Annotated in this window: 14 protein-coding genes and 1 tRNA gene; 5 read left to right on the top strand and 10 right to left on the bottom strand. The window is 64.5% G+C overall.

What is annotated here, in order from left to right; translation table 11 throughout:
• Positions 1–428: 428 nt before the first annotated feature.
• The 5 genes from dxs to AC1PLU_RS08900 all read right to left on the bottom strand — a co-directional run bounded on the left by dxs (position 429) and on the right by AC1PLU_RS08900 (position 6,384).
• Complete coding sequence (gene dxs / locus AC1PLU_RS08880) at positions 429–2,345, bottom strand: 1-deoxy-D-xylulose-5-phosphate synthase (protein WP_481108492.1); 1,917 nt, start codon at positions 2,343–2,345, stop codon at positions 429–431.
• Positions 2,346–2,719: 374 nt separating this feature from the next.
• Positions 2,720–3,376 carry an HNH endonuclease gene (locus AC1PLU_RS08885; RefSeq protein ID WP_023904381.1) on the bottom strand — a complete coding sequence of 219 codons (657 nt, stop codon included), beginning with the start codon at positions 3,374–3,376 and terminating at the stop codon, positions 2,720–2,722.
• A gap of 49 nt (positions 3,377–3,425) precedes the next feature.
• Positions 3,426–5,219, bottom strand: a complete 1,794-nt coding sequence (locus AC1PLU_RS08890; RefSeq protein ID WP_481094592.1) for an acyl-CoA dehydrogenase C-terminal domain-containing protein — start codon at positions 5,217–5,219, stop codon at positions 3,426–3,428.
• Positions 5,220–5,256: 37 nt separating this feature from the next.
• Entirely contained in the window at positions 5,257–5,733 is a 477-nt protein-coding gene (locus AC1PLU_RS08895) for an LEA/WHy family protein (RefSeq protein ID WP_023904379.1), read from the bottom strand.
• 114 nt (positions 5,734–5,847) lie between these two features.
• Positions 5,848–6,384: a lipocalin family protein gene (locus AC1PLU_RS08900; protein WP_481108225.1), complete on the bottom strand. Its 537-nt coding sequence runs from the start codon at positions 6,382–6,384 to the stop codon at positions 5,848–5,850.
• A gap of 180 nt (positions 6,385–6,564) precedes the next feature.
• On the opposite strand from AC1PLU_RS08900, the gene AC1PLU_RS08905 reads away from it, so the two are divergent.
• The 3 genes from AC1PLU_RS08905 (at position 6,565) to AC1PLU_RS08915 (ending at position 7,954) form a co-directional block, all read left to right on the top strand.
• Positions 6,565–6,640, top strand: a tRNA-Phe gene (locus tag AC1PLU_RS08905).
• 285 nt (positions 6,641–6,925) lie between these two features.
• Complete coding sequence (locus tag AC1PLU_RS08910) at positions 6,926–7,192, top strand: hypothetical protein (RefSeq protein WP_481108493.1); 267 nt, start codon at positions 6,926–6,928, stop codon at positions 7,190–7,192.
• A gap of 153 nt (positions 7,193–7,345) precedes the next feature.
• Positions 7,346–7,954 (top strand): hypothetical protein, encoded by a 609-nt coding sequence (locus AC1PLU_RS08915; protein WP_481108226.1) that lies wholly within the window; start codon positions 7,346–7,348, stop codon positions 7,952–7,954.
• 16 nt (positions 7,955–7,970) lie between these two features.
• Here the strand turns inward: AC1PLU_RS08915 and AC1PLU_RS08920 are convergent, their stop codons facing one another.
• On the bottom strand, positions 7,971–8,645 hold the full coding sequence (locus AC1PLU_RS08920; RefSeq protein WP_481108227.1) for a class I SAM-dependent methyltransferase: 675 nt from the start codon (positions 8,643–8,645) through the stop codon (positions 7,971–7,973).
• Positions 8,646–8,932: 287 nt separating this feature from the next.
• Here AC1PLU_RS08920 and AC1PLU_RS08925 point away from each other — a divergent pair, with 287 nt between their 5' ends.
• Both AC1PLU_RS08925 and AC1PLU_RS08930 read left to right on the top strand, forming a co-directional pair.
• On the top strand, positions 8,933–9,265 hold the full coding sequence (locus AC1PLU_RS08925) for an SMR family transporter (protein ID WP_043889818.1): 333 nt from the start codon (positions 8,933–8,935) through the stop codon (positions 9,263–9,265).
• A 115-nt stretch (positions 9,266–9,380) separates the two neighbouring features.
• Positions 9,381–11,003: a hybrid sensor histidine kinase/response regulator gene (locus tag AC1PLU_RS08930; protein WP_481108228.1), complete on the top strand. Its 1,623-nt coding sequence runs from the start codon at positions 9,381–9,383 to the stop codon at positions 11,001–11,003.
• 673 nt (positions 11,004–11,676) lie between these two features.
• Here AC1PLU_RS08930 and AC1PLU_RS08935 read toward each other — a convergent pair.
• The 4 genes from AC1PLU_RS08935 to AC1PLU_RS08950 all read right to left on the bottom strand — a co-directional run bounded on the left by AC1PLU_RS08935 (position 11,677) and on the right by AC1PLU_RS08950 (position 15,725).
• Positions 11,677–11,955 (bottom strand): oxidative damage protection protein, encoded by a 279-nt coding sequence (locus AC1PLU_RS08935; protein ID WP_481108229.1) that lies wholly within the window; start codon positions 11,953–11,955, stop codon positions 11,677–11,679.
• 53 nt (positions 11,956–12,008) lie between these two features.
• The gene (gene mutY, locus AC1PLU_RS08940; protein WP_481108230.1) at positions 12,009–13,082 is read right to left on the bottom strand and encodes an A/G-specific adenine glycosylase; all 1,074 of its coding nucleotides are present in this window, start codon (positions 13,080–13,082) and stop codon (positions 12,009–12,011) included.
• Between the two features lie 56 nt (positions 13,083–13,138).
• Positions 13,139–14,803 (bottom strand): signal recognition particle-docking protein FtsY, encoded by a 1,665-nt coding sequence (gene ftsY, locus AC1PLU_RS08945; RefSeq protein WP_481108231.1) that lies wholly within the window; start codon positions 14,801–14,803, stop codon positions 13,139–13,141.
• Positions 14,804–15,008: 205 nt separating this feature from the next.
• Entirely contained in the window at positions 15,009–15,725 is a 717-nt protein-coding gene (locus tag AC1PLU_RS08950; RefSeq protein WP_006451835.1) for an AraC family transcriptional regulator, read from the bottom strand.
• Positions 15,726–15,729: the final 4 nt, after the last annotated feature.

Raw genomic sequence — 15,729 nt, forward strand, 5'->3', positions numbered from 1 at the left:
GGGCAGGCGAATCTCCAATCGCCTGCCGGGACTGAACATCCAAGAGCGGCTCACAAAACTGCCAAGTGTGCGCAGCCGGCTGATCTGCAGCTTGGTTGCAGGGCCCTTGCCCGCCCACCCGCGCGGGACAAGCCGCAAGTACGTCCTTGTAGGCGCTTAGGCGGCATCCATGCCGCGTAAGAGCCCGCGCCGGTTGGCGGGCAAGGGCCAGTCGAGAGGGTCGGTGTGCGTGGTTGCGGGCAGTACGCGCGGCGCGACTGTCCGATGCGGTCATGCTCGGCTCCTGTCGATCCGAGCAATGGCATTGCCATTGCCGACATCGCTCCAGTGTCCAACAAAGGCGAGTGCGACCATCACGTTGTCGCCATCGATAAAGGCGTTCGAGAGGTTTTGTTAGCCCCCCCAAGTCGCTCTACTGACCGCGAGCCTCAGCCCGCAGCAGCATTCAACGAAGGCGTCTTGCTGACCATCAGCTGCGGCCAGCGCTTGAGCACGGCGGCACGGATACCGGCCTGATCGATGCCAGCGTCGGTCAGCAGGTCTTCGCGGCTGGCGTGGTGCTGGAAGCTGTCGGGCAGGCCCAGGTGCAGTATCGGCATGGTGATCGCTTCGGCATTGAGCAGCTCTGCCACACCCGAACCTGCGCCACCGGCGACGACGTTGTCTTCGATGGTGACGAAGCCTTCGTGGCTCTTGGCCAGCTCCAGCAGCATGACTTTGTCGAGCGGTTTGACGAAGCGCATGTTGACCACGGTCAGGCCGAGTTCGCGCCCGACCGCTTCTGCCGCATCCACGCTCGCACCGAAGCCCAGCAGGGCGATGCGTGCGCCGCTGTGACGCAGCTGCGCCTTGCCGATCGGCAACGTGGTGAGCGATATGTCGAGCGCACTGCCTGGGCCTGTGCCACGCGGGTAGCGCACAGCTGCCGGGCCTTCGTAGCGCACGCCAGTGGTCAGCATCTGGCGGCACTCGGCTTCGTCGGCCGGCGCCATCACCACCATGTGCGGCACGCAGCGCAGGAAGCTCAGATCCAGATTGCCGGCATGGGTGGCGCCATCCGGGCCGACCACGCCGCCGCGGTCGATCGCGAACAGCACGTCGAGCTTCTGCACCGCCACGTCGTGCACCAGCTGGTCGTAGCCGCGCTGCAGGAAGGTGGAGTAGATCGCCACCACCGGTTTTGCGCCCTGGGTCGCCATGCCGGCGGCCAGGGTTACCGCATGTTGCTCCGCAATCGCCACGTCGAAATAACGCTGCGGATATTCCTTGCTGAAACGCACCAGGCCCGAGCCTTCGCGCATCGCCGGGGTGATCACCAACAGCGTCGGCTCGGCGGCGGCCATGTCGCAGACCCAGTCGCTGAAGACATCGGTATAGGTCGGCTTCTTGGCGCCGGCCTTGGCAATCAGCCCTTTGCTCGGATCGAACGGACCCACCGCGTGGTAACCGATCTGGTCGCCTTCGGCCAGCTCGTAGCCCTTGCCCTTGGTGGTGATGACGTGCAGCAACTGCGGGCCCTTGAGCGTCTGCAAAGTCTTCAGTGCGCCAACCAGGCTGGGCAGGTCGTGGCCGTCGATCGGGCCGGTGTAGTGGAAGCCCATTTCCTCGAACAGCGTGGAGGGCACGAACATGCCTTTCCAGTGTTCTTCCCAGCGCCGCACGAAGCGCGCGGTGGGGTTGTTCTTCTTGTCGCCGAGGATCTTCTTGCCGCCCTCGCGGATCGCGTTGAGCGTGCGGCTGCCGCTGGCACGGCCCAGCATCTTGGTCAGCCCGCCGACCGCTTCGGAGATCGACATGCGGTTGTCGTTGAGGATCACCAGCAGGTTCGGTTCCGGGTCCATGCCGCCTGCGTGGTTGAGCGCCTCGTAGACCATGCCGGCAGTCATCGCGCCGTCGCCGATCACCGCCACGACCTTGCGCTCGTCGCCGTTGCGCTGCGCGGCGATCGCCATGCCGAGCGCGGCCGAGATCGAGGTCGACGAATGGCCGACGCCGAAGGTGTCGTAGATGCTTTCTTCGCGCTTGGGAAACGGCGCCACGCCGTCCTTCTGCTTGACCGTGTGGATCTGGTCGCGACGGCCGGTGAGGATCTTGTGCGGGTAGGTCTGATGGCCCACGTCCCACACCAGCTGATCGACCGGGGTCTGATACAGGTAGTGCAGGGCGACGGTGAGTTCGATCACACCCAGGCCCGCCGCGAAGTGCCCGCCGCTCTTGCCCACCGACTCGATGAGGTAGGAACGCAGTTCTTCGGCGATCGCCGTGAGGTCGGCCTCGTCGAAGCGACGCAGATCGTCGGGGGTCTGGATGCGCGACAGGCGCGGATAGCGGGTGGAATCGATCATCATCGTGTCAATGTTCTGAAGCCATATTGTCCTCCCCATGCGAAGGCCCGGCAAGCAAACCGGTTCAGCTGTCAGCGGGAAGTGATGGCTGCGCTCGCCGCCATTGCTTGCGGGCGCATTGTACGCCTGCGCATGCGGCAATCTGCCGCACCCGGTTGGACGCGCAGATGCATGCTGGGCGCGCGAATGCCAGACGCTGGGAGTTCGTGACTGGAACGACAGTGTGCTGGTCAGCGGGCAGGATGGATGCCCGGCTTTGCGTGTGCCCATTACTGCGTCATCGCTCAGGCGTGGACCCAGGTCCACTTAGTCGCTCTTGTTGAGCCCGAACACCTGCAAGCCCGTGCGATCTGCGCGGGGATGGATGACACGCGCTACAGCGACAGCTTGGAGCGCTTGGGCAACTGCGCGCGCAGGAACGCCATCTGATCGGAGAGGATATTGCGGTTGGAGAGGATCAGATGTTCGATCCAGCTCGGGCGATACGGCACCGCCAGCAGCGGCATATGCGCCTGCTGTGGCGTGCGGTTGGCCTTGCGCGAGTTGCACTGGAAGCACGCAGTGACCACGTTCTCCCAGGTATCGCGACCGCCCTTGGACACCGGCATGACATGGTCGCGGGTCAGTTGCGGGCGGCTGAAGTGCTGGCCGCAATACAGGCACAGCTGCGCATCGCGTGCGAACAACGCGGTGTTGCTGAGCGTGGGGGTCGGGTCCAGTGCGCGCGAGCGTGCGTGACCACGCGCGGCGATGATGGGATGCAATTCCAGCACGCTGCGCTCGCCGGTCAGCCGCGAGATGCCGCCATGGATTTGCATGCACGGTTCGCCCAGCGTCCAGGAGACCGCGCCGCGTGCGTACAGACAGGCGGCGTCTTGCCAGTTGATCCAGTCCAGCACCCGGCCGTGCGCATCGAGCGAGAGTAGGCGCAATGCGGGAAGTTGCTGAAACGCAGCGACAGAGCTGCCCGCGACCGGGGCATCGAAGCCGCCGGGGACGATCACACCACGTGCGTGAGTGTCTGTCTCCATCGGGAAAACAGCTTATACCCGATCGTTGACAGTTTGTGTATCGCAGCGATCAGCCTTCGCCGAACAGCTCCGCTTCCAGCGTCATCAAGGGGGCGGCGCCACTGCGGATGGTGGCGGCATGGGTCAGCGTGCGTGGCAGCACGCGCGCGAAGTAGAAGCGTGCGGTCTCGCGCTTGGCGCGCTTGAAGTCCTCGCTGTGCGCGGAGGCATCGGCAGCGGCCACGCTGCGCGCCCACCAGTAGGCCAGCACCACGTAGCCGGAATAGAACAGATAGTCGTAGCTGGCGGCGCCGAGTTCGTCGGGGTTGCGGGCGGCGCGATCGAGCACGTCGCGGGTCAGCATCGCCCACTCGCTGGCTTTGTCGCGCAGCGGCTTGATGAACTCGGCCAGCGCCGCGTTGCCTTGCTGCGCATTGGCGAAGGTTTCCACATCGGCCAGGAACAGCTTCAAGCCCGCAGCCTGGCTGGCGGCGGTCTTGCGGCCGATCAGGTCCAGCGCCTGGATGCCGGTGGTGCCTTCGTAGATGGTGGTGATGCGGGCGTCGCGGGCCAGTTGCTCCATGCCGTATTCGCGGATGTAGCCATGGCCGCCAAAACACTGCAGCGCGTGGTAGGTGTTCTCGATCGACCACTCGGTCTGGCAGGCCTTGGAGATCGGGGTGAGGAAGCTCACCAGCGTCTCGGCATCGGCGCGTTCCTGTTCGGTGGCGCCGTGGTGGCTGATGTCGACCAGGCTGGCCGCGTGCAGCGCCAGCAGGCGGCTGCCTTCGGTCAGCGACTTGATGGTCAGCAGCATGCGGCGCACGTCCGGGTGCACGATGATCGGGTCGGCCGGCTTGTCGGGGAACTTGGCACCGCTGAGCGCGCGCGATTGCAGGCGCTCGCGGCTGTAACGCAGCGCATTTTGATACGCGCGCTCGGACAGGCCGATGCCCTGCAGCCCCACGCTCAGGCGCGCGGTATTCATCATCGTAAACATCGCCTGCAAGCCCTTGTGCGGCTGGCCGACCAGATACCCCTGTGCGCCTTCGAAATTCATCACGCAGGTCACCGAGCCCTTGATGCCCATCTTGTGCTCAATCGAGCCGCAATGCAGCGCGTTGCGCTCGCCCACGGTGCCGTCGCGGTCCACCTTGAACTTGGGAGTGACGAACAGTGAGATGCCTTTTGCGCCGGCCGGTGCATCGGGCAGTTTGGCCAGCACCAAATGCACGATGTTGTCGGTGAGGTCGTGCTCGCCGGCGGTGATGAAGATCTTGGTGCCGGTGATGGCGTAGCTGCCGTCGGCGTTGGGCTCGGCGCGGGTCTTGAGCAGGCCCAGGTCGGTGCCGCAATGCGGCTCGGTCAGGCACATGGTGCCGGTCCAGCGGCCGTCGATCAGCGGTTTGAGAAAGACGTCCTGCTGCCAGGTTTCGCCGTGCTGGCGCAGCGCTTCCATCGCGCCGTGCGAGAGCAGCGGGAAGTTGCCCCAGGCCAGGTTGGCAGCGTTGATCATCTCGCTCAACGGCACGCCCAGCGTATGCGGCATGCCTTGACCACCGAACTGCGTCTCGGCGGTGAGGCCGTTCCAGCCGCCTTCCACGAACTGGTTGTACGCCGCGCGGAAGCCGGGCGGGGTAGTCACCGCGTGGGTGCTCTTGTCGAATGCGCAGCCGATCTCGTCGCCGATGCTGTTGAGCGGCGCCAGCACCTGCGAGGTGAAGCGACCGGCTTCTTCGAGCACGGCGTCAATGATGTCGGTGCTGGCATCGGTGTAACCGAGCCGGGCGAACAGGGCTTGCGCACCGAGCACGTCGTGCAGGGCGAAGCGGAAATCGGTCAGCGGGGCGGTGTAGCTGCTCATGCGGAGTCCTTCAAACGAGTGCGGGAAGGCGTGCGCGTCAGCGCAGCACGCCGTTGAGGCCGGGGGCCGGGCTGAGCGTATTGCGCGACTCGACGGTGAAATCGCGCTGCTTCTTGTCCTGCGGGGTCGCCCATACCGTGCCCTTGAGCGTGTACGGCAGCGAGCGGCCGCTGGCGAGCACGTCGGCGACGGTGAGGCGGCCCAGCGAGGTCGGCTGCAGGGTGACAGTCACCACGTCGGCGGTCTCCGGGCCGATCGAAATACCCACGGCCTGGTCGAGCTTGCCGGCCAGCTGGTCGCCGGCGGAGATTTCCAGCGCCACGCGCTCGAACTGCATCGGGATGCTGCTGTAGTTCTGCAGCCGCAGGTCCACCGACCAGGCGCCATCCGGGCGCACGGTCAGCTGCTGGATGCGGGCGGCCGGCTCGGAGACGCGGCGCACCGCGCCGCCGCAGGCGCTCAGCAGCAGGGCGCAGGTCAGCGACACAATCACAAGGCGATAGGCACGACGCATGTACTCGGATCCTTGGCTGGGTAAGGCGGCGCCAAGAATACTACGCAGTACGGTTGCTGCCTTGCTGCCTTGCTGCGTGCACGGTGCAGAGGGCGTGCGGTCAGAGCGCTGCACTCACAGCAATGGCGCAGCCACGATCAGCGGCGACAGGTCGTAGCCCATCTGCGTGGCCTGAAGCTTGAGTTGCTCGAACTGCGCGCGCTGCATCTGTGGCGAGCGCGACAGGATCCACAGGTACTTGCGATCCGGCTCGCCGACCACCGCCCATTGGTAGTCCGGGTCGAGCGCGATTACCCAATAGTCGGCCCACACCAGCGGCAGCCAGCTCAGCCATTCCGGAGCGAAGCGCACCTGCAACTGGCCGGGGTGCCCGGCGACCGGCCGCGCCACACCCTCAGCCTGGGTCAGGGCGCCATCGGCGGTGCGGCAGCCGTTGCGCACGCCGATCAAGCCATCGTCGCGCAAGGTGTAGCTGGCGGTGATATCGCTGCGGCACTTCTTCTGGAACGACACCGGCAGGTGCGCGATCTCGTGCCACTGCCCGGCGTAGCGGGAGATGTCCAGCTGCGGCACCGCGCGTATCGGCTGTTGGGCAACAGCGATCAGTGGCAGCAGCAAAGCGAACGACAGCAGCAGGCGGGGCAGGCGCATGACAATCTCCTCAGGACGCGCGCAGGCTAGGCCATGCCACCCGCCGCGCGGCGTGAACCGGCGCAAGAAACCCGGCTGCCGGCACCGGCCCGCAACAAAGTTGCGCGCAAGGCTTGCCCAAACTGCGCCTGCTCGCTATGATGCGCGTCCTCGCAACGCAGGCATCGCGTTGCAGGTAGTGGCCGAGTAGCTCAGTTGGTAGAGCAGGGGATTGAAAATCCCCGTGTCGGCGGTTCGATTCCGTCCTCGGCCACCATTTCCAAGCCTTCATTCGCAAGGCTTTCCGGCAATCGCCGGGTTTTCAGACTCTTGCTTGTGTTTCATTTGAGCCAGACCTGCATACAGATTGGCGGGCGGTTTTGTCGTGTCTGTCGATGAGTGCTTTGACGATAAGGCTGTGTTGCGAGCCGTCTTTGCAAATCGGCTCGAATGACGCTGCAAGTTGCCGTCGCAGTCAATCTGCGCGGGCGTCTTGCTCGGTCTCGTGATGAGCGCTTTGCTTCCACGTCGTCTTCAACTGCGCGTGGCGATACTTGCGGGCATGGCGCACAAGACACTTCGACGCACGTTGATTCACGGGTATTGCGGTGAGTTCCGCGTGGAGACGTTGGAAAGCCAGGCGCCTGGCGCGACGTTGTGGCTCTCGACCGCGTTCGTCTACCACCGTGACCGCGCGTCACCAGTGGCCACGATCGAGGGCGCCGGGCAGGGCGAGTATCGCGGCGATGCGCGTGAGCAGGCGCTGCGCGTTGGCTCCTGCCTGGCGGAGTTTCTGGATCCGAAGGAATACCGGGTTCGCGAGACCTAGCGCCGCCACAATGCTGTTTGAGTTGTTGGCTGTGCGCAGGTGGTGCTCAGTCGCCTGTGGCGCTGCAGCGCGTGGTACTCCGCAACGCATCACCGGTCGAGGAGCCTGCATGGCCGGGTATCCTTGTAGCCTTGATCGGACGAAGGAACGGCAATGACGAAACACCACTGGTGGTTGGCAATGGCACTGGCCGCGGCCGTGCCGTGTGGCGCGTCCACGCTGCCTGCCAATGCGTCAAAGTTGCTGCCTGCCGGGCAGACGGTGATCGGCGTTGCCACTGCGGATCTGACTGGAGACGGCCGGCAGGATTATGTGGTGGCCCTGCGCGTCGCGTCTGAAGGCACCTTGGATGCGCTGCGCTCCAGCGGGCGTGCTGCGCCTGCACGTACCTTGCTGGTGTTGGTGGCGAACGCGGACGGTGGCTTTGTCGAAGCCGGGCGCAATACGCGGGTGATCTTCAAGGCCGACGAAGGCGGCCAGTGCGATCCGTTTCTGGATGGCGAAGAAGGCTTGGTGGCGAAGGGCGCGTATTTCACCGTGCAGAATGGCGTGTCGTGCGGGCAGCATTGGACCGACTACATCACCTTCCGCTACGACCGTGCGCGCGGTGGGTTCTTTTTCCACAAGCGTGTGACGGAGAGCTGGGAAATGAATACCGATGACAGGCCTGACGCCGATGCGATGCGGATGAGCGAGCACACCGAGATCAAGGCCGATCCGCGCAAGCCGGCGTCGCTGTCGGCGTACACGCCGACGCCGTGATGGCATAGCGCTGCGATCAACCGCCTGTCGGCCTCCAGTTGTCCATGTTGCGCCGATAGACGAACAGACGCGGTGCCTTGGCCACCTGCACAGAGGCCTGGCGATCGCCGGCAATCAGCGAAAACCCGATGTCTGCGAGCATGCGCGATAGCGCATTGGCATTACCGCGGCCCGGGTCGCTGATGACGATCTCGCACGAGGGCTTGGCAAGCGCGGGGATGAGTTTTGCCAGCATGGTGGCGTGGCGGGTTTCGTAAAGCACGTCGCTGGCGATGATCATGTCGAACTGGCCCATGTTCGGCGCGCCGGTGTCCCAGTCCAGGCGCCGGTACGGCACCGATTCCAGCGAATTGAGCGCAGCGTTGTAGGCCAGAAACACTTCGGCCAGCGGGTGGTGATCGCTGGCGACGACGTCGGCGCCGCGCCTGCGCAGCACCAGACTCGCCAGCCCCAAGCCGCAACCGAGTTCGAGGATGCGTCTGCCCTCGATCGGGCGCGTGGCCATCGCTTCGGCCAGCAGTTGCCCGGCCGGCCACACCTGGCCGAACAGACTCCACTGCGCGGACGAAATGCCCGCGTCAGCTGCGCTTTCATCGGGATCGGCGTACTGCTGCTTGTCGGCCAGTGCGCGAATGACGTAGGTCAGCTGCCCGAAGGTCAACTCGTGAATCTGGGTCTGGTAGCCCGGCATGGCGATATCGCATGGGTCGCCAGACGAAGGCACTGGCGCGGAAAAGAATGCGCGCAACGGTGCCAGAACGGCCGGACGCGGCGCAGGAGCTGCTTGGTGCCCGCGCATGCTACGGCAAAACCTTGCCGATGCACGTCTGCGGACGTCTAGGCATGGCAGCGTGTGGCACCACGCTTGGCTGGCTTGCAGCAAGCGACCATGTCTGCGATGGCTCACAGCTGCGCGCTTGCATGCAAGCCGGCGCTGGCGGTTATGGTCGCCGGATTGCGGACGACAAGGTGGCAGCGATGAAGAACTGGGTGTTCCTAGCGGTGGCAATCTGCGCAGAAGTCACCGCGACCTCGGCGCTCAAATCCAGCGAAGGCTTCACGCGCTTGTGGCCATCGCTGCTGACGGTGCTGGGCTATGGCATTTCGTTTTATTTTCTTGGGCTCACATTGCGTGTCATCCCGGTCGGCATCGCCTACGCCCTGTGGTCGGGCGCGGGCATCGTGCTGATTTCGCTGGTGGCGTGGGCACTCCATGGGCAACGGCTGGATGCACCGGCGATGCTGGGTATGGGGTTGATCGCGGCTGGGGCAGTGGTGATCAATGTGTTTTCCAAGGTTGCGCCACACTAGCCTGCACGGGCGAACGCTGCCTTAGTGGCAAAACGTACGCAGCGCATGTGAGGAGTCAACTAACCGCCTCCAACTAGACTCCGGTCATGAACATTGCCCTGCGCAGAAGATGCACTTGAACGATCCCGGTCACGGAGCGCCATGTGCGCCCCACATCAGCGGATCTCGCGGTCCTCCTGTCGAGAAGCAACGCTCGGATATCTTTTTTGCCGCGGTGGAAACCACGCGGATGCCGATGACGGTGACCGACCCGCATTTGCTGGACAACCCCATCGTGTTTGCCAATCGCGCATTTCTGGAAATGACCGGGTATTCGTCGGAAGAGGTCATTGGCCACAATTGCCGTTTTCTGCAAGGGCCGGACACCGACCCGGCCAACGTCAACGAGGTTCGCGATTCCATCGCCAACCGTCGCGCATTCGCCACCGAAGTGATGAATTACCGCAAGGACGGTTCTTCGTTCTGGAATGCGCTATTCGTCTCGCCGGTGTTCGATGACAAGGGCGAGCTGGTGTATTTCTTCGGTTCGCAGCTGGATGTGAGCCGTCGCCGCGATGCCGAGGATGCCTTGCGTCAGGCGCAGAAGATGGAAGCGCTGGGTCAATTGACCGGCGGTATCGCGCACGATTTCAATAATCTGCTGCAGGTGATGTCCGGCCATCTGGAAGTGATCCAGATGATGGCCGCAGATGGCGGTGGCAATGCCAAACGCATTGCGTTCAGTGCCGAGCAGGCGGCCGCTGCTGCGGCCAAGGCGGCCACATTGACCCAGCAACTGCTCGCATTTTCGCGCAAGCAGAAGTTGCGCGGCGGCGTGGTGAATCTCAACGGTCTGGTGTCGGGCATGAACAACATGGCCGAGCGTACGCTGGGCGGCGACATCAGCCTGCGGCAGTCGCTGGAAGAGGGGCTGTGGAATTGCCAGATCGACACCACCCAGGCCGAGATGGCGCTGCTGAATGTGTTGATCAACGCGCGCGATGCGATGGCCTATGCCGAGCGCAAGGAAGTCACGGTAAAGACGCAGAATGTGGAGATCACCAGCCACGAGCTGGCGACCTATCACCAGTTGGCACCGGGCCGGTATGTGAGCATCGCGGTGTGCGACACCGGCTCGGGCATGCCGCCGGACATCGCCAGCCGGGTGATGGAGCCGTTCTTCACCACCAAGGAAGAAGGCCAGGGCACCGGGCTGGGGTTGTCGATGGTGTACGGCTTCGTCAAGCAGTCTGGCGGCACCGTGCGCATCCTTAGCGAAGTGGGCGAGGGCACCACGGTACGGCTGTACTTCCCGGCATCCAGCGAGTATGCGGAGGACATGCAGGCGGTCGAACAGCGCGTGATCGACCAGGGCGGTAGCGAGAACATCCTGATCGTGGAAGACAAGCCGGACGTGGCGGTGGTTGCCAAGCTCTTTCTGGAAGGTGCCGGCTACCGTGTCCTGTGCGCATCCAGCGGACGCGAAGCAATCGCAGTGCTGGAGCTGCATCCGGAGGTGGATGCGTTGTTCACCGATCTGATCATGCCGGGCGGCATGAATGGTGTGGTGCTCGCACGCGAGGCCTGCCGCATGCTGCCTAAGATCAAGATTCTGCTCACCACCGGCTACGCCGATGCCGGCATCCAGCGCACCGACGTGGATGGCGCGGAGTTCGGCGTGGTCAACAAGCCGTATACGCAGAAGGAATTGCTCAAGCGTATCCGCTTGTTGCTGGACGGGCCTGTTGGTGTCTGTTGAGCGGTGTTTGCCGAGGCAATGCAGATGCCTGGTTGAAAAATGTCGCAGCCAAGAGCGACTAATAGAACGGAGCGAGCGGTCAAAACAGTAGCAAGCGGTCGCCTGGCGGTGAGCGTAGTGGTTTTGTTGGCCGCCTCTTGTTGGATGCAGCCCAGCTCAAACGCTGAGTCGGTCGAGGGCGCGATGCCCTCACCGCTCGCGGGACACGCCGCAAGTACGTCCATGTAGGCTCGGTGGCGGCATCCATGCCGCCACACGGTCCCGCAATCGGTGAGGGCACCGCACCAGAAAGTGAGTCGGTTGCTTTGTTGAAAGCCTGCCTGTTAATCACATTGCATTTGGGAGCTGTAGGACACGCCGTCATCCAAACAACTTGCCTCTTACCTCATGCATTGCTTGCACCACGCACACCGACCATCTCCACTGGTCCTTGCCCGCCCACCGTCGCGGGACCTTACGCGGCATGGATGCCGCGTAAGAGCCTACATGGATGTACTTGCGGCGTGTCCCGCGAGGGTGGGCGGGCAAGGACCCTGCAGCCAAGCCGCAGATCATCCGCTCTGCAATAAACCAGCGTGAAGTCGTTTTATCAGCCGCTCTAAATCAGTGTTGCATGAGTCGGCAGGCTGCGCGCCCGCCTGGTAGTGAGCGCAATGGTGCCCGATGGACGCGCTTACTCTTCGCTCATCGGCGCGACATAGCCATCCGGCTTGTCGGCGTTGCGCTCGAACAGGAACTTCTGCAATTCGGCTTCGAGAAACGCGCGGTGCTTGGGGTCGCGTGGAGAGAGCCGGTTTTCGTTGATCAGAATGGTCTGATGCGCCAGCCATGCCTGCCATGCGGTCTTGCCGATGTGTGCGAACACACGCTGGCCGAGTTCGCCGGGATACGGCACAAAATCCAGGCCGTCGGTGTCGCATTGCTGGTACTGGCAGAACACGGTGCGTGACATGCAAATTCCCTTGGATGCGCGCTCAACGTGCGCGCTTGGAGTGTGAGTGCGCCTTACAGAGCGTCGAGCAGTTTGCGGATCGGCGCCGGCAGGCCCAGCGCTGCGAGATCGGCGCGGGCCACCCAGCGCAGATCGTCATTGTCGCGCACCGCTGTACGCAGCGCGACCTTGCGGATGCGCAACGGCTGCAGATGCAGGCGGTAGTGGCTGAAGGTGTGCACGATCAGCGGCATCTCATCGGCGCGCTCGTAATCACCTTGGATATGGTTGGCGAACCATGCGCGCATGCCGCTGTCGGTCTCGGCCTGTGGCAATGTCCACAGCGAAGCCCAGATACCGGTTGGCGGGCGGCGTTGCAGCAGGATCTGCTTGTCTGCGTTTTCCAGCAGCAGCGCGGTGGCTTCGCGCTCCGGTAGTTGTTTGCCGGGCTTGGGCGTAGGCAATGCTTCCACCAGGCCCTCTCGGCGCGCCACGCAATCGTCCTGCAACGGACACAGTACGCAGGCCGGTTTTGCGCGTGTGCATAGCGTGGCGCCGAAATCCATTTGCGCTTGCGTGTAATCGGCCAAGCGGCCCGCTGGAACATGCGCGACATGTGCAGTGGCCAACTGCCAGAGCTGCTTTTCGATCACCGGCAAGCCGGGGTAGCCGGCAATGCCATGGAAGCGCGTCATCACGCGTTTGACGTTGCCGTCCATGATGGCAAAGCGGTCGTTCCAGGCCTGGCTGAGGATGGCGCCCGCCGTGCTGCGGCCGATGCCGGGCAGCGCGAGCAGCGCATCGAAATCACGTGGCAACTCGCCGTCGTGCAAGGCGACGCATTGCTTGGCGGCCGCATGCAGGTTGCGTGCGCGTGCGTAGTAGCCCAGCCCGGCCCAATGCGCCATCACGGTGTCGTTGTCGGCCGCAGCCAGGTCGGCCAGGGTCGGGAAGCTGGCGACGAACTTCAGGAAGTACGGAATGACCACCGCGACCTGGGTCTGCTGCAGCATGATTTCCGACAACCACACGCGGTACGGTGCGCGCGGATGCTGCCAGGGCAGATCGTGACGACCGTGGCCGTCGAACCAGTGCAGCAGGCGGTGGACGAAAGCGTCAGCGGTGGGCGTGGCGTGGTCGGCTGGCATGGGCTCTGCTGGCGATGACTTCATAACGGCGGCAGACGCATGCAAGCGTCTGCCGATCAGCTGCCCAATGCTTCCGGCAGCAACGCATCGACGAAGGCGACCGGGTCGAACACGCGCAGATCTTCCGGGCGCTCGCCGATGCCGGCAAAGCGGATCGGAATACCGAACTCGCGCGCCAGTGCGAACACCACGCCGCCCTTGGCGGTGCCGTCGAGCTTGGTGACCACCAGGCCGGTGACGCCGACGGCGGCATGGAACTGGCGCAGCTGCGAAATGGCGTTCTGGCCGGTGGTGCCGTCGATGACCATCAGCACTTCGTGCGGTGCGGCGGCGTCGATCTTGCCGAGCACACGGCGGATCTTGCCGAGCTCGTTCATCAGCCCGGTCTGGGTGTGCAGGCGGCCGGCGGTGTCGGCGATCAACACTTCGGTGCCGCGCGCCTTGGCGGCCTGCAGCGCGTCGAACGCCACCGAGGCGGCATCGGCGTTTTGCCCCTGCGCGATCACGGCCACGCCGTTGCGGTCGCCCCAGGCCTGCAATTGCGCCACCGCAGCGGCGCGGAAGGTGTCGCCGGCGGCCAGCATCAGGCTGTTGCCTTCGTCCTTGAAGCGCTTGGCGAGCTTGCCGATGGTGGTGGTCTTGCCGACGCCGTTGACGCCGACGGTGAGGATCACGAACGGCTTGACCGAGCGATCGATGACCAATGGTTTGGAGACCGGCTGCAGCAGCGCGATGAGATCGGCGCGCAGCGCCTTGAACATCGCCTGCGCATCGACGAACTCGCGCGACTTCATGCGCTTGCGCAGGCCTTCGACCAATGCGGTGGTCGCGCCGATACCGACGTCGGCGGTGATCAGTGCGGTCTCGATCTCGTCGAGCAGATCGTCGTCGAGCTTGGGGTTGCGCGAGAACAAACCGCCGAAGCTGCGCGCGAAAGTGCTGTTGCGCAGACGATCGCGCCAGCCCGGCTTGCCGGCCGGGGCTGCGGGTAGCGCATCGCGCTGGCCGAGGATGCTGTCGTTGTCCTGTGTGGCCGGCAGCGGGGTGCTGACGACGACCGGTGGGGTGACGACGGGCGTGGCGACGGTGGGGGTTACGGCAACGGCCGGAGCTGCAGACGTCGGTGCGGCGGCAGGCGGTGCAACGACGGCTGGTGTTGCAGCCGGCGGGGCGGCAGGTGCCGCAGTCGTCGATGGTGCGGCAGGTGCAAGCGCAGGAGTAGCAGTCTGCGACGGCGCTGCAGGCTGCGCGGGTGCAGCAGCAGGCAGCACCGGCGCGGTGTGTGGCTGCGCGACAACCGGCGCCACCACCACTGGAGTGGGGGCAGTAGGCGTGACAGGCGGTTTGGGATCAGGCAGTGCCTGCAATGCCGAAGGCGCGGGCGTTGCCGGCGGGGCAGGCGCGGTGGGCACTGCGGCGATGCTCTGCGCCTGACCGGTACGCGCGGCGATATCTTGTGCAAGCTGTTCGGCCGGAGCGGCAGCGGGCGTGGGAGTCGCCGGCTCAGCCTGTGCGGGAGCAGGTGTGGCAAGCGGCGCAGCAACCGGCACCGCTGCTGGCGTGCCGCTCGGCGCAGCAGCTGGCATGGCCTCAACCGGCGAAACCGGGGGGGCGGCAGAAGGTGCGGTCGGAAATGCGGCTGCCAGTTCTTCCAGGCTGTAGCGCGAGGTACGCGCGCTGTCGGGCGTGGTTGGCTTGTTGCGGCGAAAGAAGCTGGCCATTGGCAACGCAGTTGGGGGAAACCCGGAATTCTACCATCCGGGCCCTGGCTCGCCTTGACGCGACCTTCAGCGCCGCCTCATCCGGGGCAGCACCCGGCGCGCTGCATGGTCGCCGCAGGGACCGTGCAAACCGCATTGCAATGGCAACCCCAATCCTGCCGAATTCGGCATTTGTGCCAGCCGTATGTCAGCGCCGGTTTTTTGCTTACAACTGACCCTTGAGCGCGCGGTAATCGCGCGGCGTCATGCCGACCGTGGCCTTGAATTGACGTGCGAACGCGCTCTGGTCGGCAAAGCCACAACGTTGCCCGATGCTGGCGATGCTGTCGTCGCCGTACAGCAGCCGCATCGCCGATTCGATGCGCAACTTGGTCAGCAGTTGCTGCGGCGTCACCTGGAATACGCGGCGGAAATGCCGCTCCAGCTGCGCCACCGACAAGCCGGCCAGGTCGGCCAGACTCTGCACGCGCAGGTTGTCGCCGAAGTTGGCCTGCATGTGCTCCATCACCTGGCTCAATCGTTCGTAGGCCGAGTGGCGGCTGTCGGGCTGGCCCAGATCGCGCGAAATGCCCACGATGCCGATCACTTCGTCGGCTTCGCACAGCGGGCGCTTGAAAGTCAGGCACCAGCCGGGCAGGCGATTGGGGTACAGATGCACCTCCAACTGATTGTCGATGAGCTCGCCGCACAGCACGCGGCGGTCCTGCATCATGTAGCTTCCGCCCAGCGGCAGCGGGAACACTTCCAGCGGCGAGCGGCCAATGATTTCGCTGCGCAGCTTGCGTCCCAGCCGGCGCACGAGCGTAAGGTTGCAGTGGGTGTAGCGGCCCTGCCCATCCTTGATGAAGAACACCACGTCCGGCAGTGCGTCGAACAGCGTCTGCATTTCCAGCGCGGGAAGGTTGAGGTCCATCGGCGTCATGGTG

This window comes from Xanthomonas sp. NCPPB 2933 (assembly GCF_056725225.1).

What these genes read in the sequence shown, in the direction of transcription:
- AC1PLU_RS08925 (WP_043889818.1), top strand. Translation starts at nt 8,933, where the DNA reads ATGAAGAACTGGGTGTTCCTAGCGGTGGCAATCTGCGCAGAAGTCACC.
- AC1PLU_RS08895 (WP_023904379.1), bottom strand. Translation starts at nt 5,733, where the DNA reads ATGCGTCGTGCCTATCGCCTTGTGATTGTGTCGCTGACCTGCGCCCTG.
- AC1PLU_RS08935 (WP_481108229.1), bottom strand. Translation starts at nt 11,955, where the DNA reads ATGTCACGCACCGTGTTCTGCCAGTACCAGCAATGCGACACCGACGGC.
- mutY (WP_481108230.1), bottom strand. Translation starts at nt 13,082, where the DNA reads ATGCCAGCCGACCACGCCACGCCCACCGCTGACGCTTTCGTCCACCGC.
- AC1PLU_RS08885 (WP_023904381.1), bottom strand. Translation starts at nt 3,376, where the DNA reads ATGGAGACAGACACTCACGCACGTGGTGTGATCGTCCCCGGCGGCTTC.
- AC1PLU_RS08890 (WP_481094592.1), bottom strand. Translation starts at nt 5,219, where the DNA reads ATGAGCAGCTACACCGCCCCGCTGACCGATTTCCGCTTCGCCCTGCAC.
- ftsY (WP_481108231.1), bottom strand. Translation starts at nt 14,803, where the DNA reads ATGGCCAGCTTCTTTCGCCGCAACAAGCCAACCACGCCCGACAGCGCG.
- dxs (WP_481108492.1), bottom strand. Translation starts at nt 2,345, where the DNA reads ATGATCGATTCCACCCGCTATCCGCGCCTGTCGCGCATCCAGACCCCC.
- AC1PLU_RS08920 (WP_481108227.1), bottom strand. Translation starts at nt 8,645, where the DNA reads ATGCCGGGCTACCAGACCCAGATTCACGAGTTGACCTTCGGGCAGCTG.
- AC1PLU_RS08950 (WP_006451835.1), bottom strand. Translation starts at nt 15,725, where the DNA reads ATGACGCCGATGGACCTCAACCTTCCCGCGCTGGAAATGCAGACGCTG.
- AC1PLU_RS08915 (WP_481108226.1), top strand. Translation starts at nt 7,346, where the DNA reads ATGACGAAACACCACTGGTGGTTGGCAATGGCACTGGCCGCGGCCGTG.
- AC1PLU_RS08900 (WP_481108225.1), bottom strand. Translation starts at nt 6,384, where the DNA reads ATGCGCCTGCCCCGCCTGCTGCTGTCGTTCGCTTTGCTGCTGCCACTG.
- AC1PLU_RS08910 (WP_481108493.1), top strand. Translation starts at nt 6,926, where the DNA reads ATGGCGCACAAGACACTTCGACGCACGTTGATTCACGGGTATTGCGGT.